We start from the raw sequence: 18,605 nt of genomic DNA on the forward strand, positions 1-18,605 counted from the left end.
GCACAAAAAATACCCCTCCCAACAATAGCAGGGAGGGGGGGCGCCGTCAAAAGGAATTTTCAAAATCCTCTTGCCAGCGATAGTAATAATAGCGTTCCTTCGCGAAGCGCTCAAGGGCTTCCCCGTTGCCGGCGGCAAGGGCCGGCTCGAGATCCCGCATCATCCAAGCGGTCTGGGAGGAGTGGGCCTTCAGTGTTTTAATCTTTCTGTCCAGCATATCCGTGACATCGTGTTCGATGTCAGGCATGCCGAGATTTTCTTCCGTATCATTCGAGAAAGCGACAAGGTACATCTTCGGCCGTTTTTCTTCCGGCAGCCTGCGCACTGCCCTGACAACCGCGCGTGCGGTCGCTTCATGGTCCGGATGAACCGAGTATCCCGGATAAAACGAGATGACCAGTGACGGATCCAGCTCGTCGATCAAACCGCTGATCAGCTGGACCATCTTTTCATCGTCCTCGAATTCGACTGTCTTGTCGCGGAAGCCCATCATGCGCAGATCGTTGATGCCGATTGCGTCCGCGGCAGCCTGAAGTTCTTTCTTGCGGATTTCGGGAAGCGTTTCTCTAGTGGCAAACGGCGGGATGCCCAGATTGCGTCCCATTTCGCCCAGTGTCAGGCAGGCGTATGTGACCGGCACGCCCATATCCACATATTTGGAGAGCGTCCCGGAAGTACCGAAGGCCTCGTCGTCCGGATGAGGGAAGACGACGAGGACACTGCGTTCTTTTTCAATCGTAACAGCCATATCGTTTCCCTCCTTAGTATGCGAATGGCGTCTCGCTCAATTGGAGCGCAACGGCGAGTTTGCCTTCGCCGTCGAGACCGGCCATGAGCAAGCGTCCGTGCTCATCAAGTTCATAATGGGTGATGCCTTGTGCGTACACCCAGCCATAAGGCAGTTTCAGCCCCACGCGGTGCGGAGCTTCGCCGACGACTTTGCCCAGTTCAAAGCGGATCTGGGCATTTCGGATGAAGGCGCCGGCGTTGAAGAATCCTTCGTTGAAATGGGCCGCATACGAACCGTTCGTCGTCTCCAAGTGGATGTAGAGCTCCTTGCCGGCGAACGAATCGATGAGGCGCTGAAGGTGTTCGGGATTCACTTTTTCCATGTTTCAGGCCTCCTCCAGTTACCTATATCGTATTCAGTATAAAGAACATCAGCCGGGAATGCGAAAGGGGCGCTCCGCTGCGGTTGGATGATTTCTTGCCGATCCCATCAAAAACGGCCGGGAATCCCGGCCGTCTGGCTTGCATCAGATTTCAGTTACGGTGACTTCCGCCGGGCCGTGTTCATTTTTCGCGCCGTGCAGGACCGGGCCGACGTACTTGTTCAACTTCCAACCGTGGGCGATCGCTGCAGCGACGAATTTTTTCGCCTCGACGACGGATTCCTCTACGCCGAGACCATTCGCGAGGTTGGCGGTGATGGCAGCGGCAAATGTGCAGCCGGCCCCGTGTGTGTATAGCGTGTCCTGTTTTTCAGATTCCAGAAGAAGGAACTTGGAACCGTCATAGTAAAGGTCGGCCGCTTTGTCATGCTGGAGCTGCTTGCCGCCTTTGATAACGACGTGTTTTGCTCCGAGTTCGTGGATTTTCTCTGCGGCTTTCTTCAGGTCATCGATGGTCGTCAGCCTGCCGAAGCCGGAAAGCTGGCCGGCTTCAAACAGGTTCGGCGTGACGACTTCCGCGAGCGGAAGAAGGTATTCGACCATCGCACCGACCGTGCCAGGGTTCAGGACCTCGTCTTCGCCCTTGCATACCATGACCGGGTCGATGACCACATGATGGGTGCCGGATTCCCGGATTCCCTCTCCGGCTGTGCGGATTACATCTTCTGTGCTCAGCATGCCGGTCTTTACCGCATCGATCCCGACGGAAAGCGCCGTCTTGAGCTGGGCTTTCAGGACATCGATCGGAAGTGTATAGACGCCGTGGCTCCAGTAGTTGTCCGGGTCCATCGTCGCTACGACGGTGAGCGCGGTCATGCCGTATGTTCCGTGCTCCTGGAATGTTTTTAGGTCAGCTTGGATGCCGGCGCCGCCCGACGTATCGGATCCTGCGATGGTGAGTGTCTTTTTGAGTGTCATGTGTCAGGGCTCCTTTTTGGGTAGTTCGTTTGATGTTCTCATTGTAACAAATTAAAAGACGCTTTTACGAAAAATTCATTTCTCCATAGAGAATTGGATGTTACATACCAGCTGATCGCCCAACCAGACGTGCGTGAATCGGATGACATCGGGTATGGTAGAAGAATAATAGATTCACCCCGGTTTGCGGGAGAAGGGAGTTGGATATGACTGGACGCAATGTTAAAAAGGGCCGCGCCGAAGAAGAAAGCGCGGTAACGGTGGATGATACTTGGGACGCACCGGCCGGAATACGCGGCAAAATAAGGCGTGGCCGTGCAACAAAGGGATTTTTGTGGATTGCCGTCCCTCTTCTCCTGCTTGCGGTCATCCTCCCTCTGGTTGCACTGCGTATGCTGACGGGAGGCAGCACATTCACCGAACAAAAGGGAGCCGTCGTCCAAAGTGTGCAGGAACTGAGTGAACTGGCAACCGCAGAGGCTTTTACGAAAGTGATTGTCGAACGTACGGACAACGAGCTGTTCGGCCAGAGCATCGGTCTCGACATTCCGGGGACGAAGCGCCATCTTCTAGTGGTCATTCCAGGGTCTGTCAAGGCGGGAATTGATTTCGGAATGGTCACGGAAGACGACATAGTTATTGATGAGGAAGCCAAGACGGTCACCTTGACCGTACCGGAGCCCGCATTTCTTGGTGAGCCTGAAATCCGCTTCGATGAAGTGGAAGTGTATTCGCAGGAAGGGCTGTTCCGCGACCGGCCGGACATCCGCGAAGGGTATGAGCTTGCCGAAGATGCCCAGAAAATGATCATTAAAGAAGCGACCGAACAAGGAGTCCTTGCAACGGCACAAAAAAATGCAGAAAAGACCCTGAGGGAGATGTTTTCGTTCTCGGGTTATAACGTACAGGTCAAGTTCAAGGAGTGATGCGGGATGGCGAAGGAGCTATTGGACAACAGCTGGCAGGACGTGATCGGCGACGAGTTTTCCAAGCCTTATTATCTGGAATTGCGAGAGTATCTGAAAAAGGAATATGCCGGAAGAGAGATTTATCCCCCGATGAACGACATCTGGACGGCATTCGAGCTGACGCCGTATGAGTCGGTCAGAGTGGTCATCCTGGGCCAGGATCCGTACCATGGGCCGGGACAGGCGCACGGGCTCAGTTTCTCCGTGAAAAAGGGCATCCGGAAACCGCCGAGCCTGCGCAATGTATTCAAGGAACTGCAGGAGGACATCGGCTGCGATGCCCCCGACGACGGGACGCTCACCGGTTGGGCCGATCAGGGCGTCATGCTGCTGAACACCGTGCTCACGGTTCGCTCCGGAGAGGCGCATTCACATCGCGGCAAAGGGTGGGAAATACTGACCGATGAAGTAATCCGTAAGCTTTCCGGGCGAGAGGCACCGATTGTGTTCATCCTCTGGGGCCGCCCCGCGCAGGAAAAGAAAAAACTGATTGATACGGAGCGTCATGCCATTATCGAATCTCCCCATCCGAGCCCCCTGAGTGCAAAGCGCGGTTTTTTTGGCAGCCGGCCGTTCAGCCGCGCAAATGCCTGCCTGAGGAAATGGGGCGAAGAAGAGATTGACTGGTGCCGTACAATCTCGCGGTGAATTGTCACGGGATTGTACGGTTCCAAAAGCAGATTGCAGTAACGGATATGATACACTTTTAACGGAATGGAGGGGATCGGATGATTCCGATTGAACGGATCCTCGAAGAGATGGAGCGCCATCTGCGGACAGCCAAAAACGCCGGTGACACGGCCACGAAGCGGGAGTCGCTTGCCGCTATCCGCGCGTTGTCAGAAGCGGCGCTCGGCAGTCGGCCACAAAACCGGATACCGGAAGTGGAGCCGATGCCTCTATCTGCGCCTGCAGCTCCGCATGCCGTTCCTCCTGCCGTACAAAAGCGGGAAGAGGACGGAGCCAACGGTGACTCCATCTTTGACTTTTAACGCCGAAAGTAGGGAAGCAAAGTGAAGTTCTTTTTGATAGCGGGTGCGGTAAACGCACTGATTTCGGTCGGAATGGGCGCATTCGGCGCGCACGGACTCGAGGGCAAGGTTTCGGATCATTACATTGCCATCTGGGAGACGGCGGCCAAGTACCAGATGTACCACGCAATCGGCCTGATCCTGATCGGCATCCTGCAGAGCCGGGCCCTTCTGGGGGCTGCCTCCCAGTTGAACTGGGCGGGATGGCTCATGCTGGCGGGAATCCTTCTTTTCTCCGGAAGCCTTTACGTGCTCGCCCTGACCCAGATCGGCGTCCTCGGTGCCATCACGCCAATTGGCGGCGTCGCCTTTATGGCCGGCTGGATCATGGTGATTCTCGCAGCCGTCAAACATGTCTGAGAAATGATGAAAGCCGGCCGCCTCTCCGTATGGCGGCCGGCTTCACGCTTTTGGGGAAATCGTGCAGAACAGTGAAAAGAGCCATCCGCGCCGGATGGCTCTTTCCCATTATCTCGGTGCCTGGTCGAAGTAGTTGAGCTCTTCGTCGAATTCAGCGTAGTCAAAGTAAATCATCGGGAACAGGAAACGGTGATCGGTTCGCGCTTCCCGCAAAATGACGTGATCCCGTCCTGCCGCCTCGACAAAACCGCGTACTATCTTTGAAGTCGTCTGCCGGTCCCCGTGTTCGAACGAGAAATGGAATGTGCCTGGCTGTCCCCGGTTCAGGCGCAGGATATTCTCAATGTAGGATTCTTCTCTTTGGGGAGGGCGCCCGGCTGTCGGCAGTGTCACCATTGGCGGGACGATCTGTTGCTGAGGCTGCTGGGCCGGCTGCATCGGCATCGGCCGGTAATTCGGATTCCAGTAATATTGGACCATGCGGTTCCACCTTTCTCTCACTCATAATGACGGACAATCACTTTCAGAAGGCGAATAGAAGCAGTGCGACTTGTAGCGGCCTGTGTTCCATTGGTCCCACCATTGTGCGGGACACGCTCCCTCCGGCATGAAAAACCAGAGCGAGCGGGTCGCCGGGTGAAACCGTTCTCCGTTGATGACCCGGCGGGCCAGGCTGATGTCCTCTGGGCGGGCGCGCTGATAGAAGTAACCTTTTGTTGTCGCCTCAAAACCGCCTGGCCGCTGGAAGACCATTTGCTGAATGGTCCGGATATCCCCGAAATCCAGACAGTCGCCGCGGACCCGGTTGACGCCGACGTTGCCGACCATGAGCATTCCGAGATTCCCTTCCCCTTCAGCTTCGGCGCGCATCAGTCTCGCCAGCAACTGCACTTCTTTTTCAGTTGCCGGTACAACCGCCATCGTCTGACCCCCTCGATAATGACTATATGAGAGGGGAGGGGGGTACATTCCATATATGCAGATTTGGACGGGAGGAGATTTCCATTGGCGATCAACAATACGGTCTATGAGTTCATGGAACGGCTGGACAGAGGGGAACTAAAGACGAAAGAGGGGCTGCTGGATTACTTCGGGCGATACCCTGAAATTTTCGATGTATACTTTCCGGATTACTGCCCGAAGACGGATGAGCGGCTGATCCGGGCAATCGAGCAATATCCGGTCAAGGAGGAAGACATTTCGCGTGCCGGCCAGCGGCTTCCGGAGGAGATAGGAAACGTACGCGATCTTTACCGCGGCCTGACCGGAATCGACGCGGACAACGACCATCATCTGTTTGTCGGCGCCTTTGGGCCGAGCGCATTCGTGGCAGGTGCGAACAAAGACGAGGTGTTCTACGCACTTGAAATGCTGTCTCCCGAACCGGATGATTTGCGCCTGGTTGCCGCTCACGAAATGGGCCATGTCGTCCACCGCCGCATCAGTGCGGAAATTTCGGGGGAAACCTGGTGGCGCGAAGTTGACTGGAGCCATCCGCTCGTCACGCTGTTGTCGGAAGGGGGCGCCCTTTACCTGTCCAAACTGGCGGTGCCGGGCAGGGGGCGTCCGGCCTATATCTCGTTCGGGTCGCTTGGCGAGGATGGTTTCGGTATCTACATGGCAAACAAAAAGAAGCTTCATGAAGCGTTCGCGGAAGACATGGATACCGGCTGGAACGAAGAGAAGGACAAAAAGTGGTTTCGCCTTTCCGGCGGCACGAGGCACGGCACTCCGCGTCTTGGCTACTACATCGCCGACGACTTCATCGAACACCGGGCGGAACTCCGCGGGATGGACGCGGCACTTACCGATTGGGACGCGATGACGCTTGCAGAGGAATTCATGGATTATGTGAAACGCTGATCAACTGGCAGGGCAGGCAATGGTGTTGTTTCAGCGGTCTGGTATGGATTTCCGCCATCCCACCCCTTTTCCAATCAAATAATAAAAGCCCGGCAGCCCAATTGGCCGCCGGACTTGTCAATCTCCGTTACTGTACATTAAAGAACGATACGCGGTCGCTGCCTTGAAGAATCGTTCCTACGAAGAACGAGCCAAAGACACCGTAACGCGCGCTGACTTCGTCAAAGCGCATTTCATAGACGAGCTTCTTGAACTGCAGCACGTCGTCGGAGAAGAGCGTGACGCCCCACTCATAGTCGTCGAAACCGACGGAACCGGAGATGATCTGCTTGACCTTGCCCGCGTAGCTGCGGCCGATCAGTCCGTGGCTCCTCATCAGTTCGCGGCGGCGGTCCATGTCAAGCATGTACCAGTTGTCTTCGCCTTCGCGCTTTTTGTCCATCGGGTAGAAGCACACATACTGCGAGCGGGGAAGTTCCGGGTAAAGGCGTCCGCGGACATACGGGTTCTGGTATGGATCTTCGTCTGAATCCTTCGCCAGGTAGTTGGACAGTTCGACCACAGATACATAGGAATACGCCGGTATCGTGTAGTCCGCAATGGCGAGTTTGTTGAACTCTGCCTCCAGTTGCTGAAGTTCATCCATCGTCGGGCGGAGGGTCATGAGCATGAAGTCCGCCTTCTGGCCGACCACCGTATAGAAGGCATGGCTACCTGTTTTTTCGTCATCGGCTTTCTGGAGCTTGTCGAGGAAAGCGATGAATTCATCGGTTGCTGCTTTCCGTTTTTCTGCAGGAAGGGCTTTCCATGATGTCCAGTCCATCGAGCGGAAGTCGTGGAGGACATACCAGCCATCCAATGTGATTGCAGCTTCGTTCATGTGGAAACACTCCTTTGGGATCATATGGCTTCAGTCTATCATAGAAGGCAAGCATGGTCCGCCCGCAAGCCCCCCTTGTCACTGTTTTGTGAAATAGTCCCCGGTTTTCCGTTTGGCCTCATTTTGTGTATGCTTGTCTCTGGAATGAAAAAACGTACCGCGTCCGGCTTGCTCCGGGCGGACGGATCAGATATATGGGAGACATTGTTATGGATCAAACGCTTACTCTTCTCCGGCAGCCGGCCTGGCGTTTCATTGACCAGGCGGTGAGCGGTCTCGGCCGTTCAGCATTGGAATCATTCGCCATGGACGATACGCTCTGCCACGTTGTCGGCCAGCAAAAAAGCCTGCCGGCCGTTCGCACATGGGTGCATGACCGGACCATCGTCCTTGGCATCCAGGATCACCGTCTGCCGTATATAGGGGACGCAACGGAACTGCTCCGGCTAAACGGCTGGCGCCCGATTGTCCGGAATTCAGGCGGGCTTGCCGTCGTCCTCGATGATGGCATCCTGAATATCACAGTCGTGCTGTCCGAGAAAGGCCGGGCGATCGACATACCGGCCGGCTATGAGGTGATGCTCGAGTTTGTCCGCCTGCTGCTGCCCGAAGCGGCGGAACGGATCGAGGCTTATGAGATTTCCGGTTCCTATTGCCCGGGATCGTACGATCTGAGCATCGGCGGCAGAAAATTCGCCGGCATTTCCCAGCGCAGGCTCCGGGGCGGCATCGCCGTCCAGATTTATCTCTGCGTGGAAGGGAGCGGATCTGAGCGCGCCCGGCTCATCGGTGAGATGTATGAGGCCGGACTAAAGGGCGAAAAAACAAAGTTCGAATACCCGGCTATCCGGCCGGAAGTGATGGCATCCCTTACCGAACTGCTTGGAGAGCCGATTACCGTCACGGAACTGAACAGCCGTGTCCGCCGATTGCTTCATGCGCTGTCGGGTAACGTCCGTGACAGCCTTCTTGAAGGGGAGGAAACCGGCTTGTACGCAAGTTATCTGAGACGGGTCGTCGAACGGAATGCCAAGCTGCTCGATGGCATCTGAATCCGGAAACAACAACCGAACAAACGGCAAGGACTCAGCCGCCTGCTTGAGAGGCGATGGGGTCCTTGCCGTTTCTATTTGCGTGTGTTTCGCTTCAGTGGGCCTGCTGTTCATCGTTATTCACGAGATTTCCGTTCTGTTCCATCCGGAAAACGGCTGATGAGTTTTCGTCTTCTTCAAACGCAACCAGTTTGCGTGCACGGTTCATGATCTGTACAAACTGCTCATAGTCATCGCGGATCTCGTCGTTTTCCCTGGCAAGCCGTGCGACTTCGTTTTCGAGCTCGCCCACCCGGCGCTCGGCCGCTTCAGCGGTATGCTTCCACTTCATCGTCTCCTGATCCGCGAGATTCGTATGCTGAAGTCGCATCAGGTAAGCGATCACCACATCAAGAGAAAGATTCGAAAGCCGGATTGCGGCCCGTCCTTCGCCCTCCGCTCCGTCGGGCACGACATAGAGTCCGGAGTTTTTGCGGCGGAAATCTTTGCCCATTGCCTTCAGATTAGCCTTGCGTTCCTTTTTCGCATCGGCAAGCTCTTTTTCGTATTCTTTCCTGACGACCGCGTTCCATCTGAATCCGCAGGCCGCTGCCGTCCGGTTCATCGCATCGCCGGCTTCCTCGAATGCGTTGAGCTGAGTGCTTCCTTCGCGTACATGCCGCAGCACCGTTTCCGCGAGCAGCCGGTCGTTTTCTTCTACCCAGGCATCCTGTCTGACTTTCACCATTTGTGTACCTCCTGCCATCTTCATAGAATGTTTGCCTGGTGTCAGTTTGCACCGCGGCACTGCGTTTTATACCGTTCCATTTGGAAATGTCGGAGAATGCGCATCTTTTCGGATTTGATTTTAGGAGGAGAAGGCGACCGGCGACCGTTCCAAACAAGTGCCGAACAGGGTATACTGGAAGGACCCACTGTTTCCGGGAGGTGCCAGATGATGGACTATGGCTTACAAAAATTAAGCGAAGAAAAAGTGTTCAAAGACCCGGTTCACCGGTACATTCATGTGAGGGACCAGGTGATCTGGGACCTGATCGCCACCAGGGAATTCCAGCGGCTCCGCCGCATCCATCAGCTTGGCACGACTTATCTGGTGTTCCACGGTGCGGAGCACAGCCGGTTTAATCATTCGCTCGGCGTCTATGAAATTGTCCGGCGAATGATCGACGACAGCTTCAGCGGACGGCCGCAGTGGAATGATTCCGAGCGTCTCGTCACGCTGTGCGCGGCATTGCTCCATGACCTTGGGCACGGACCGTTTTCCCATGCCTTCGAGAAGGTGTTCGACCTGGATCATGAGCTGTTCACCCAGAAGATTCTTCTCGGGAACACCGGGGTGAATGAGGTCCTCCGGCGAGTCGCCGAGGACTTCCCTCAAAAAGTCGCAGATGTCATCGGGAAGACCTATCCGGACAAGCTGGTCGTCAGCCTGATCTCCAGCCAGATCGACGCTGACCGGATGGATTATCTTCAGAGGGATGCCTACTTCACGGGGGTCAGCTACGGCCATTTCGACATGGAGCGGATTCTTCGCGTCATGCGCCCGGCCGAGGACCAGGCTGTCATCAAGCAGAGCGGCATGCATGCGGTGGAGGACTACATTATGAGCCGCTATCAGATGTACTGGCAGGTGTATTTCCACCCCGTGTCCCGCTCGGCGGAAGTGATTCTCGTGAAAATTTTGCAGAGGGCGAAAGTTTTGAGCGAAGAAGGGTATACGTTCAAACAGGAGCCCGTCCACTTCAAGTCGTTTTTCGATAAGACGTATGACCTTGCTGATTATATTGCTTTGGATGAATACATTCTCATGACTTATTTCGAAACTTGGATCCGGGAGGACGATGAAATCCTGTCCGATCTGTGCGACCGGTTCGTGAACCGGCGTCTTTTCCAATACATCGATTTCAACCCGGCCAAAGAATACCGGAAGCTCGGCGAACTCGATGTATTGTTCCGGAAAGCCGGGATCGACCCGGAATATTATCTCGTCGTCGATTCCTCGTCGGACCTTCCGTACGATTTTTACAGGCCGGGCGAGGAAGAGGAACGGCTCCCGATCCATCTGCTGATGCGGGACGGCGAACTGCGGGAGCTGTCCCGCGAGTCCGATATCGTCGATGCCATTTCCGGTAAGAGGCGGACGGACCATAAACTCTACTTCCCTGAGGACATGCTCAAGGAAGGGAAGAAGAAAAAAGTGCTCAGGCAACAAATCCTAAGCATCTTGAACACATAGAATAGGGAGGGCATTTTGATGCTTCAGGAACATGCAAAGCTTGTTCAGTTCATTTCACTGGCTGATGGGGTGACAGGGCGGAAGAAGTTGCAGAAGATGATTTACATCGCCAAAAAGATGGACTTCCCTTTCCAGGAAAAATACGAACTCCATATTTACGGCCCCTACTCTGAAGAGTTGACGCTCCGCATCGAGGAACTGTGCGAAATGGGCTTTCTCGCTGAAACATGCGAAGACAAGGGTTCCTACGTTCAATACAGCTACCGGGTTACCGGGGAAGGCAGGGATTTTATCGGTGATGCGGTTGAAGTCCCGGACACTCTGGGCGAGTGCATCACCAGGATGAGTGAAAAGAGTTCCCGTTTCCTGGAACTGGTCTCCACGCTTTTGTATTTCGATTATCTGCCGCGGAAAGAGCAGATTGAAAAAGTACATATCGTCAAGAACAAGCTGAATTATACGGATGCGGAGATGGATGAGGCTTTTGCCTTCATCGGGGAACTTTCCGCCTGTATCCTCCAGTAAGCCTCCTCTTTTAACAGCGGGGGCGGATTGGCTATAATGCAGGGAAGGGGGTGTGATCATGGCCAACGGAGAAAAACCAAAGCAAAAGATGGAGTTCACGATTATCCGCGATAACCCGACCGCCGGTCATAAGGGGTTCGGCATCGGTTCAATCTCACTGGAAAACGTGTCACCCGTCATGATCGATGTGGAAGAGGAACTTGCGCAGGTGGAAATCGGTGCGCTGCATGCCCGGAGCAAGACGGAGCGTGGTGTCAAATTCACCCCGGACCGCAAGGATTCCGAAGGCGGCAAGCCGTACTGGCTCGTATGGGTCGCTATCGATTATAAGGAAGACGGACCTTACTATGCCGGTGTCACGGCGGCAGAAATGGTCGTCAACCGAGAAAAACGGCGCGGCTACAAAAACCTGCCCGAGCATGTGAACCTCTTGGATAAAGCACTGAAGCGGCATGTCATCGTCGACAAGATGGACGACCGCTCGAAAAAAGTACTTGCGGAATTTCTGCAGGAGCAGAATCCGGAATTGTGGGAGCGGAGCCACCAACTCCAGGAGGCGCTCGGCGTCATCGGATGAGCAGGCAATTATGAACGATCTTTGACAGTTTTGCCCGGCGCGGTTGCAGCCGGTTGAAGCGCTCGCGAAAAGGGAGTAAACTTAAAGCAACGCTTGCTGAATACAAGCTAGGACAGTGCGGCGTCTAGCTAACGGCGCACAGAGCCCGCCCCGCCTCCGGAAATGGAGGCGGGGCGGGCTTTTTTGGTGTTTGAATATGGTATGCCAATGTCTGATTGCAGGATGTTCACGTCTCACTTGAATCCAAGTAGTCAGTCGAAAAACGAGAACGGGAACAGCCGGATCGGTCCGCCGTCTTTTGTGTCGGAAGAGCGATCTTGCCGGAGCGCCGGATCTGTGCAGAGTTTCCGCGGCACATTCCGTTCTTTGACGTAGATCATGCGCTGTTTGCCGCAGCCTTCGACGGCAAGGCCGCCGGTTTCGACATCGACGATGACGCCTGTGACACCTTCCGGCTGGACGAACGGTTCCGGCGGAAGGCCGGCATGTGCGTCTTCCATGAACTCGATCCACACCTTCTTGGCGGCCATTTTGTCGCTGTTTTCGGTGAGGCGGTTCCCTTCGTCGAATCCGGCCCAGATTCCTGCGGTCAGCGTCGTGGAGAAGCCGATCAGATACTGGTCGGAAAGCGTCGTGCCGGACTTTGCCGCATACGGGCGTGTCTGGCTCGCCCGCATCGACAGGCCCGTCGCCGGAGTATAGTCGCTGAAGACCGGGTCGAACATGCCGGTCATCATCTGTGTCAGGACAAAGGCATCTGCCGGATCCATCACTTCCCGCTGCTCTTTTTCTTCCTCATCGCTCTGGTAGACGATTTCGCCGGAGGCATCGGTGATCGACTGGATGGTTGTCGGGACAACCCGCCGCCCACCGGATGCAATCCGGTTGTATGCCCCGGTCATTTCGTAAAGGGTGACCTCGGTTGTACCGAGGGCGGTGGCCGGGGCATCGACGAAGTTGCCGGTGATGCCGAGACGGGCGGCCATATCCTTGAACGGCTTGTAGCCGATTTCCTCGAGCGTTTTGACGGCAAAGATATTATCGGAAATGGCAAGTGCCTGGGCGAGCGAGATCGGCCGTTCGGCAAACTTGCCGTTGACGTTCCGGGGCTCATACTCCTGGCGGCCGTCGTCGAAGGTGAAGACAGTCGGCTCGCTCTTCAGGAAGGTGAGCGGCGTGAATCCCTGTTCGAGCGCTGCAGCGTACAGCACCGGTTTCATCGCGGAACCGGACTGGCGCTCTGCCTGGGTGACCCGGTTAAAAGGGCTGGCGGCATAATCGCGCCCGCCGATCAGCGAAGTGACCTGTCCGCTTTCCGGTTCCATCGTGACAAATCCGAACTGGAGGCTGTTATCAGGCATCCACTTTTCGGCCGCGGCTTCCGCAGTTTTCTGATGGAATGGGTCGAGCGTCGTACGGATTGTCCAACCTCCTTCCGCGATGTTCCGTCCCGCTTCTTCCAGGCGGTTTTCAGCCTCCCGCCACACCTCGTCCAGAAAGTACGGGGCGACCTTTTCTCCCTCGTCCCACTGATCATGCTTCAGTGCAATCCGCTGGTTCAGGGCGTGATCCGCCTGCTCACGTGTCACGTATCCGTCGCGCACCATCGCATTCAGGATGATTTCCTGTCGCTCCGCCGCAGCTTCGGGGTTATTCACCGGGGAGTAGACGGACGGCCCCTTCGGTACAGCTGCGAGCAATGTCGCTTCGGCAAGTGTCAGGTCTTCAGCTTCCTTGCCAAAGAAAAACTTGCTTGCCGCCTCGGCACCGTACATGCCATGGCCGAAGTAAACGGTGTTCAGATAGCCTTCGAGAATGGTGTCCTTGTCGTAAAACGTTTCGATCCTTCTCGCATAGACCGCCTCGTTGACCTTCCGTGTCCAAGTTTTTTGATGGGTCAGGAACAGGTTGCGTGCATACTGCTGGGTGATCGTGCTCGCGCCTTCCGCTTTGCGGAATGATTTGACGTCTTTCATCACGGCCGCTGCAATCCGGGAATAGTCGAACCCCTTGTGTTTGTAAAAGTCCTTGTCTTCGACGGCGACGAACGCCTCGGCAAGAAACGGGGACATATCGTCAAGAGAAGCCCAGTAACGGCGTTCGCCTGAATGCCGGTCACCGATCGGGTCGCCGTTTCGGTCGAGGAAGACGGTCGCATTCGGCACTTCCAGGGAAGGGGGACCGGCCGAATGGATATAGATGAGAAGCGCCCCGTACATGACCAGCCCGGCTACGCCGAAGCTCAGGGAAAGAAGCAACAGCCGCTTCATGAGTGTCCGCCGCTTCCGCTGCTTTTTGATATGTGCCCGTTTCACCGCATTCCCGCCTTTCTTACGCTTTTCCGCAAGTATGCACAGACAGACCGCATTTCATCCGGAGGATTTTTTAGGGAAGTCCCGATTTGTCCGCTCGCATAAAAAAACAGTTGCAACGGAGACCGGTGGCCGTATAATGAAGCTTAGTTTCGTGGAGGCCGGGAATATAGGCAGTGCGGGACGTTTCCCTTTAATGAAGGAGGAATGCAGCCCATGGCAGGGTTATGGTATACGGAAAAACAGACGGACAACTTTGGAATCACGATGAAGATCAAGCAGACACTGCATGTTGAACAAACGGAGTTCCAGCTGCTTGAAATGGCGGAAACGGAAGAATGGGGGAACATGCTGTTTCTCGACGGCATGGTGATGACATCGGAGCGTGATGAATTCGTCTACCACGAGATGGTCGCACACGTTCCGCTGTTCACACACCCCGATCCGAAAAAGGTGCTGGTCGTCGGAGGCGGCGACGGCGGTGTGATCCGCGAGGTGCTCAAGCATCCGCAAGTCGAACAGGCGGTGCTTGTCGACATCGACGGGCAGGTGATCGAGTACTCCAAACAGTACCTGCCGTCAATTGCGGGCAAGCTCGAGGACCCTCGAGTGGAGGTCCGTATCGGGGACGGATTTATGCATATTGCCGAGTCCGAAAACGAATATGATGTCATCCTGGTGGACTCAACCGAGCCCGTCGGCCCTGCAGTCAACCTATTTACGAAAGGCTTCTATGCAGGCATCTCAAAGGCACTAAAAGAGGACGGTCTGTTTGTCGCCCAAAGCGATAACCCATGGTTCAAGGCGGATCTGATCCGCCAGGTACAAAAGGACGTCCGGGAAATCTTCCCGGTCACCCGTCTGTATACGGCCAACATCCCGACGTACCCGAGCGGGCTCTGGTGCTTCACGCTCGGCTCGAAAAAGCACGACCCGCTTGAAGTGAAGGAAGAGCGGTTCCATGACATCGACACGAAGTACTACACGAGCGAACTGCACAGGGCATCCTTCGTGCTGCCAAAGTTCGTCCGTGACCTGGCAGAAGGTGAAGGTGAATGAAGTTCGACGAAACCTACTCCGGCAATGTATTCATCAAGAGCGGCCTCAGCTACGATGAAGCGGATGCGGTGATCTATGGCATGCCGATGGACTGGACGGTCAGTTGGCGCCCGGGCTCCCGGTTCGGTCCTGCTCGCATCCGCGAAGCATCGGTCGGGCTGGAGGAGTACAGCCCCTACCTGGACCGCGAACTCGATGACCTCCGATTTTATGATGCGGGAGACATCCCGCTTCCATTCGGCAATGCCGGTAAATCCCTTGACCTGATCGCCGGGTTCGTCCGCCAGCTCTTGTCTGATGGGAAGATACCGGCGGGGATGGGCGGCGAGCACCTCGTGTCGCTGCCGGTCATGAAGGAAGTGGCGGCCGTGCATAAGGATCTCGCCATTATCCATATCGATGCCCATACCGATCTGCGGAGCGAGTACGAGGGGGAGGAACACTCCCACTCGACACCGATCCGAAAGATTGCCGATCTGATCGGCCCCCACAACATCTATTCGTTCGGAATCCGTTCCGGTATGAAAGAGGAGTTTGAATGGGCGCGCGAAAACGGCATGCACATCTCGAAATTCGATGTTCTGGAGCCGCTCAGGGAAGTGTTGCCGGCGCTTGCCGGCCGCCCCGTCTATGTCACGATCGACATTGATGTTCTGGACCCCGCCCATGCACCGGGCACGGGCACGGTCGACTGCGGCGGCATCACGGCACGCGAGCTTCTTGATTCAATCCATGAAATCGCACGTTCCGGTGTCCGGGTCGCCGGTTTTGACCTGGTCGAAGTCGCGCCCGTCTATGATCCATCCGAGCAGACGGTCCATACTGCAAGCAAGCTGTTCAGGGAAATGCTGCTCGGCTTTGTAAAGTAAAGGAAAAGGTGATGCGCGGAGGAAAACGGCGCATCACTTTTTTGTTCGTGGCATCTAGCCGACGGGCTGTGTTCCGCGGACGGATGAATTTACTCGGTTCGCCGCAGGGGCCTGCCGGTAAACCGTTCACTTATGGGGAACGGAGCCGGCATCCATTGAAATCCCACGGCCCTGCGGGATATAATAGGGAAATGATTATGAACGGGGGCATCCAGATGACTATTCCCGAGGAAGGAAGAGCGGTCAGCATCCGCCTCGTGACGACGGTCCGTCAGCCGGGCGAGAAGCCGTTCCGGAACTTCATCCGGGCGGAGGGCCTTCTGATTGAAAAAGCGGGCAAAACGTATCTGAGCTTTGAAGAAAACGCGGACGGCCAGAGAGTCCGCACGATGGTCCGGATGGGACATGAGGAAGGGCTGATCATGCGGAACGGAGAAGTTTCAATGCGGCTTCCTCTCGTCCCGGGCGAGCAGCGGGAAGGACGCTACGGAAGCGGGGGTGCGGGCTTGCCGCTGACGGTCAAAACCGGCTCGGTCTGCTACGAACCGGGTTCGGAAGGGCGGTTCGCGGCCGAGTATGACTTGATGTCGGGCAGTGAGACTGTCGGCACCTATGATGTGGAATTTACTTATTCGGAGGGAAAAGCATGAGCACAGTGGAACAGATCAAACAACAGCTGAAGGACGCGCTCGGCATCGCGGTGGAAAAGGCGGGTCTCGTAGATGTGGCGGAAATGCCCGATGTGATGCTCGAGACGCCGAAAAGCAAAGAAAACGGCGATTATGCCACCAACATCGCGATGCAACTGACGAAAATTGCGAAAAAGCCGCCGCGCACCATCGCTGAAGCGATTGTCGGCAACCTGGACAAAGATGGCACACCGATCCGATCGGTCGACATCGCAGGGCCGGGTTTCATCAACATCTCCATTAAAACCGACTATCTCGGCGATGTCGTGAAGGACGTGCTGGAAAAGGGCGAGAACTTCGGCCGCAGCGGCTCGGGGGAAGGCGAGAAAATCCAGGTCGAGTTCGTCTCGGCCAATCCGACAGGCGACCTTCACCTCGGCCACGGCCGCGGCGCGTCAATCGGTGACGCGCTCTGCAATGTGCTCGATTTTGCAGGCTATGACGTTTCCCGTGAATACTACATCAACGATGCCGGCAATCAGATCAACAACCTGGCTTTGTCGATCGAAGCCCGCTATTTCCAGGCGCTTGGCGAAGAGCGGGAAATGCCGGAAGACGGTTACCACGGCAAGGATGTCATCGAAATTGCCAATGCACTCGCTCAGGAGCACGGCGACAAGTTCGCCAAGATGCCGGAAGAAGAACGCTTCCAGTGGTTCCGCAAGCATGGCCTTGGCATCGAGTTGGACAAAATCAAGCGGGACCTGGCCGATTTCCGCGTGACATTTGACAACTGGTTTTCCGAATCGACGCTTTATGAGTCCGGCAAGATCGAGGAGGCACTCGGTAAGCTCAAGAAAAACGGCCATGTTTATGAGGAAGATGGCGCCACCTGGTTCCGCTCGACGACATTCGGAGACGATAAGGACCGGGTCCTCATCAAGAAGGATGGCACTTATACGTACCTGACGCCGGATATTGCGTATCACGAGGACAAGCTCCAGCGAGGCTTCGGCAAGCTGATCAACATCTGGGGAGCTGACCACCACGGCTACATTCCGCGTATGAAAGCGGCAATCGAGGCGCTCGGCTACGACAAGGACACGCTTGAAGTGCTGGTATCCCAGATGGTCCAGCTGTATAAGGACGGCGAGAAGTTCAAAATGAGCAAGCGGACCGGAAAGGCAGTTACCCTGCGCGAGCTCGTTGATATGGTCGGCCTGGATGCGGTCCGCTACTTCTTCATCATGCGATCCGGGGATTCCCAGATGGACTTTGACCTCGATCTCGCGGTTTCCCAGTCCAACGAAAACCCGGTCTACTATGCGCAGTATGCCCACGCGCGCATTTGCTCGATTCTCCGCCAGGCGGATGAAGCCGGGCTGTTCCGTTCGGATGAACATGTCGGTCTGCTGCAGGACAGCGAGAAGGCGATCGATCTCATGAAGAAGATCGGCGATTTTCCTCAAGTTGTAGCGGACTCGGCGAAGCTCCGCGCGCCGCACCGGATTGCCACATATATTCAGGAATTGGCATCCGCATTCCACACGTTTTACTCGACTGACAAAGTCGTCGACCCGGACAACAAGGAATTGTCGGAAGCGCGCCTCGCGCTTGTCACGGCAGCCCGAACGACCGTTGCGAACGCACTCCGCCTGATCGGAGTCGCCGCTCCGGAACGGATGTAACGATCGGCCGGCCCCCTACAGCAGAAGCTGAAGGGGGCCGGTCTTCAGGTTGTGGCAACGAACTCCGTTAAGAAGTTGCGATAGTCGGGCGAGACGTTAACCTACCTTGGCGGCTCCCGCTTTTCCCGGGCATCCCTCGACAAAAACCGTGCCATCTGATTAAATTGAAGAGGAATTGAATATCCGGCATGACTTTTTGCCGGATGACGCTGAGGTGCCCCGAATCGCGGGGGTAAAAGGGAAGCCGGTGAAAGTCCGGCACGGTCCCGCCACTGTAAGCGGCTATACGCCGCAAGTCAGGAAACCTGCCCCAGCGGAAAGCACCTGAATGCGCCTGCGAGGACAGGCCGGTGTGGAACGGCGCCTGCATGAGCAGGCTGCGGTCGTTTTTCCGCGTGCCCGTCCTGCCGGTATTTCTGCCCCCCGCGTCGCGCGGGGGTTTTTTCTGTTCCGTATATCATGATGA

The 18,605-nt window shown here is 55.9% G+C and carries 21 protein-coding genes and 1 riboswitch; of the genes, 13 read left to right on the forward strand and 8 right to left on the reverse strand.

Annotated features, from left to right (window positions below):
* Positions 1-46 precede the first annotated feature (46 nt).
* From bshB2 to thiD, 3 genes are all read right to left on the reverse strand, one after another.
* Entirely contained in the window at positions 47-748 is a 702-nt protein-coding gene (bshB2, locus tag BLT01_RS09295) for a bacillithiol biosynthesis deacetylase BshB2 (RefSeq protein ID WP_092097408.1), read from the reverse strand.
* Positions 749-761: 13 nt separating this feature from the next.
* Positions 762-1,112 (reverse strand): YojF family protein, encoded by a 351-nt coding sequence (locus BLT01_RS09300; RefSeq protein WP_092097409.1) that lies wholly within the window; start codon positions 1,110-1,112, stop codon positions 762-764.
* Between the two features lie 144 nt (positions 1,113-1,256).
* On the reverse strand, positions 1,257-2,090 hold the full coding sequence (gene thiD, locus BLT01_RS09305; RefSeq protein ID WP_092097410.1) for a bifunctional hydroxymethylpyrimidine kinase/phosphomethylpyrimidine kinase: 834 nt from the start codon (positions 2,088-2,090) through the stop codon (positions 1,257-1,259).
* Positions 2,091-2,296: 206 nt separating this feature from the next.
* Here thiD and BLT01_RS09310 point away from each other — a divergent pair, with 206 nt between their 5' ends.
* From BLT01_RS09310 to BLT01_RS09325, 4 genes are all read left to right on the forward strand, one after another.
* Positions 2,297-3,016: a DUF4230 domain-containing protein gene (locus tag BLT01_RS09310; RefSeq protein WP_092097411.1), complete on the forward strand. Its 720-nt coding sequence runs from the start codon at positions 2,297-2,299 to the stop codon at positions 3,014-3,016.
* Positions 3,017-3,022: 6 nt separating this feature from the next.
* Entirely contained in the window at positions 3,023-3,706 is a 684-nt protein-coding gene (locus tag BLT01_RS09315; RefSeq protein ID WP_092097412.1) for a uracil-DNA glycosylase, read from the forward strand.
* 80 nt (positions 3,707-3,786) lie between these two features.
* On the forward strand, positions 3,787-4,050 hold the full coding sequence (locus tag BLT01_RS09320) for a YwdI family protein (protein WP_092097413.1): 264 nt from the start codon (positions 3,787-3,789) through the stop codon (positions 4,048-4,050).
* 21 nt (positions 4,051-4,071) lie between these two features.
* On the forward strand, positions 4,072-4,449 hold the full coding sequence (locus BLT01_RS09325) for a DUF423 domain-containing protein (protein ID WP_092097414.1): 378 nt from the start codon (positions 4,072-4,074) through the stop codon (positions 4,447-4,449).
* 108 nt (positions 4,450-4,557) lie between these two features.
* Here the strand turns inward: BLT01_RS09325 and gerQ are convergent, their stop codons facing one another.
* Together gerQ and BLT01_RS09335 are read right to left on the reverse strand one after the other, a co-directional pair.
* Positions 4,558-4,929, reverse strand: a complete 372-nt coding sequence (gene gerQ / locus BLT01_RS09330; RefSeq protein WP_245696908.1) for a spore coat protein GerQ — start codon at positions 4,927-4,929, stop codon at positions 4,558-4,560.
* Positions 4,930-4,950: 21 nt separating this feature from the next.
* A complete protein-coding gene (locus BLT01_RS09335; RefSeq protein ID WP_092097415.1) occupies positions 4,951-5,370 on the reverse strand; it encodes a cell wall hydrolase in 420 nt (139 codons plus the stop codon).
* 84 nt (positions 5,371-5,454) lie between these two features.
* Between BLT01_RS09335 and BLT01_RS09340 the strand changes: the two genes are divergently transcribed.
* The gene (locus BLT01_RS09340) at positions 5,455-6,312 is read left to right on the forward strand and encodes a hypothetical protein (protein WP_092097416.1); all 858 of its coding nucleotides are present in this window, start codon (positions 5,455-5,457) and stop codon (positions 6,310-6,312) included.
* A 127-nt stretch (positions 6,313-6,439) separates the two neighbouring features.
* Here the strand turns inward: BLT01_RS09340 and hemQ are convergent, their stop codons facing one another.
* Entirely contained in the window at positions 6,440-7,192 is a 753-nt protein-coding gene (gene hemQ, locus BLT01_RS09345) for a hydrogen peroxide-dependent heme synthase (RefSeq protein ID WP_092097417.1), read from the reverse strand.
* Between the two features lie 209 nt (positions 7,193-7,401).
* Between hemQ and BLT01_RS09350 the strand changes: the two genes are divergently transcribed.
* Positions 7,402-8,244, forward strand: a complete 843-nt coding sequence (locus tag BLT01_RS09350; protein WP_092097418.1) for a lipoate--protein ligase family protein — start codon at positions 7,402-7,404, stop codon at positions 8,242-8,244.
* A gap of 94 nt (positions 8,245-8,338) precedes the next feature.
* Here BLT01_RS09350 and BLT01_RS09355 read toward each other — a convergent pair whose 3' ends face one another.
* Complete coding sequence (locus tag BLT01_RS09355) at positions 8,339-8,971, reverse strand: RsfA family transcriptional regulator (protein WP_092097419.1); 633 nt, start codon at positions 8,969-8,971, stop codon at positions 8,339-8,341.
* Positions 8,972-9,181: 210 nt separating this feature from the next.
* Here BLT01_RS09355 and BLT01_RS09360 point away from each other — a divergent pair, with 210 nt between their 5' ends.
* Genes BLT01_RS09360 through BLT01_RS09370 form a run of 3 tightly spaced genes read left to right on the forward strand, consistent with a single transcriptional unit; the run spans position 9,182 to position 11,582 of the window.
* Complete coding sequence (locus BLT01_RS09360; protein ID WP_092097485.1) at positions 9,182-10,480, forward strand: HD domain-containing protein; 1,299 nt, start codon at positions 9,182-9,184, stop codon at positions 10,478-10,480.
* Between the two features lie 18 nt (positions 10,481-10,498).
* On the forward strand, positions 10,499-11,005 hold the full coding sequence (locus BLT01_RS09365; RefSeq protein WP_092097420.1) for a YwgA family protein: 507 nt from the start codon (positions 10,499-10,501) through the stop codon (positions 11,003-11,005).
* A gap of 58 nt (positions 11,006-11,063) precedes the next feature.
* Positions 11,064-11,582 carry a YwhD family protein gene (locus BLT01_RS09370; RefSeq protein ID WP_092097421.1) on the forward strand — a complete coding sequence of 173 codons (519 nt, stop codon included), beginning with the start codon at positions 11,064-11,066 and terminating at the stop codon, positions 11,580-11,582.
* Positions 11,583-11,833: 251 nt separating this feature from the next.
* On the opposite strand, the gene BLT01_RS09375 is transcribed toward BLT01_RS09370, so the two are convergent.
* Positions 11,834-13,897 carry a transglycosylase domain-containing protein gene (locus BLT01_RS09375; protein ID WP_092097422.1) on the reverse strand — a complete coding sequence of 688 codons (2,064 nt, stop codon included), beginning with the start codon at positions 13,895-13,897 and terminating at the stop codon, positions 11,834-11,836.
* A gap of 213 nt (positions 13,898-14,110) precedes the next feature.
* Here BLT01_RS09375 and speE point away from each other — a divergent pair, with 213 nt between their 5' ends.
* The 4 genes from speE to argS all read left to right on the forward strand — a co-directional run bounded on the left by speE (position 14,111) and on the right by argS (position 18,139).
* Entirely contained in the window at positions 14,111-14,953 is an 843-nt protein-coding gene (speE, locus tag BLT01_RS09380) for a polyamine aminopropyltransferase (RefSeq protein WP_092097423.1), read from the forward strand.
* Positions 14,950-15,822: an agmatinase gene (gene speB / locus BLT01_RS09385; protein ID WP_092097424.1), complete on the forward strand. Its 873-nt coding sequence runs from the start codon at positions 14,950-14,952 to the stop codon at positions 15,820-15,822. The genes speE and speB overlap by 4 nt, the downstream gene beginning before the upstream one ends.
* A 215-nt stretch (positions 15,823-16,037) precedes the next feature.
* The gene (locus BLT01_RS09390) at positions 16,038-16,472 is read left to right on the forward strand and encodes a DUF1934 domain-containing protein (RefSeq protein ID WP_176765106.1); all 435 of its coding nucleotides are present in this window, start codon (positions 16,038-16,040) and stop codon (positions 16,470-16,472) included.
* On the forward strand, positions 16,469-18,139 hold the full coding sequence (argS, locus tag BLT01_RS09395) for an arginine--tRNA ligase (protein ID WP_092097426.1): 1,671 nt from the start codon (positions 16,469-16,471) through the stop codon (positions 18,137-18,139). Before BLT01_RS09390 ends, argS begins: the two co-directional genes overlap by 4 nt.
* Positions 18,140-18,334: 195 nt before the next feature.
* Positions 18,335-18,466, forward strand: a riboswitch (cobalamin riboswitch).
* Positions 18,467-18,605: the final 139 nt, after the last annotated feature.

It is taken from the genome of Bhargavaea beijingensis, assembly GCF_900101985.1.
GTDB lineage: Bacteria > Bacillota > Bacilli > Bacillales_A > Planococcaceae > Bhargavaea > Bhargavaea beijingensis.

Bases quoted from the DNA above. Each gene is read 5' to 3' on its own strand.
- bshB2 (WP_092097408.1), bottom strand. From the start codon at position 748: ATGGCTGTTACGATTGAAAAAGAACGCAGTGTCCTCGTCGTCTTCCCT.
- BLT01_RS09300 (WP_092097409.1), bottom strand. From the start codon at position 1,112: ATGGAAAAAGTGAATCCCGAACACCTTCAGCGCCTCATCGATTCGTTC.
- thiD (WP_092097410.1), bottom strand. From the start codon at position 2,090: ATGACACTCAAAAAGACACTCACCATCGCAGGATCCGATACGTCGGGC.
- BLT01_RS09310 (WP_092097411.1), top strand. From the start codon at position 2,297: ATGACTGGACGCAATGTTAAAAAGGGCCGCGCCGAAGAAGAAAGCGCG.
- BLT01_RS09315 (WP_092097412.1), top strand. From the start codon at position 3,023: ATGGCGAAGGAGCTATTGGACAACAGCTGGCAGGACGTGATCGGCGAC.
- BLT01_RS09320 (WP_092097413.1), top strand. From the start codon at position 3,787: ATGATTCCGATTGAACGGATCCTCGAAGAGATGGAGCGCCATCTGCGG.
- gerQ (WP_245696908.1), bottom strand. From the start codon at position 4,929: ATGGTCCAATATTACTGGAATCCGAATTACCGGCCGATGCCGATGCAG.
- BLT01_RS09335 (WP_092097415.1), bottom strand. From the start codon at position 5,370: ATGGCGGTTGTACCGGCAACTGAAAAAGAAGTGCAGTTGCTGGCGAGA.
- hemQ (WP_092097417.1), bottom strand. From the start codon at position 7,192: ATGAACGAAGCTGCAATCACATTGGATGGCTGGTATGTCCTCCACGAC.
- BLT01_RS09350 (WP_092097418.1), top strand. From the start codon at position 7,402: ATGGATCAAACGCTTACTCTTCTCCGGCAGCCGGCCTGGCGTTTCATT.
- BLT01_RS09355 (WP_092097419.1), bottom strand. From the start codon at position 8,971: ATGGTGAAAGTCAGACAGGATGCCTGGGTAGAAGAAAACGACCGGCTG.
- BLT01_RS09360 (WP_092097485.1), top strand. From the start codon at position 9,182: ATGGACTATGGCTTACAAAAATTAAGCGAAGAAAAAGTGTTCAAAGAC.
- BLT01_RS09365 (WP_092097420.1), top strand. From the start codon at position 10,499: ATGCTTCAGGAACATGCAAAGCTTGTTCAGTTCATTTCACTGGCTGAT.
- BLT01_RS09370 (WP_092097421.1), top strand. From the start codon at position 11,064: ATGGCCAACGGAGAAAAACCAAAGCAAAAGATGGAGTTCACGATTATC.
- speE (WP_092097423.1), top strand. From the start codon at position 14,111: ATGGCAGGGTTATGGTATACGGAAAAACAGACGGACAACTTTGGAATC.
- speB (WP_092097424.1), top strand. From the start codon at position 14,950: ATGAAGTTCGACGAAACCTACTCCGGCAATGTATTCATCAAGAGCGGC.
- BLT01_RS09390 (WP_176765106.1), top strand. From the start codon at position 16,038: ATGACTATTCCCGAGGAAGGAAGAGCGGTCAGCATCCGCCTCGTGACG.
- argS (WP_092097426.1), top strand. From the start codon at position 16,469: ATGAGCACAGTGGAACAGATCAAACAACAGCTGAAGGACGCGCTCGGC.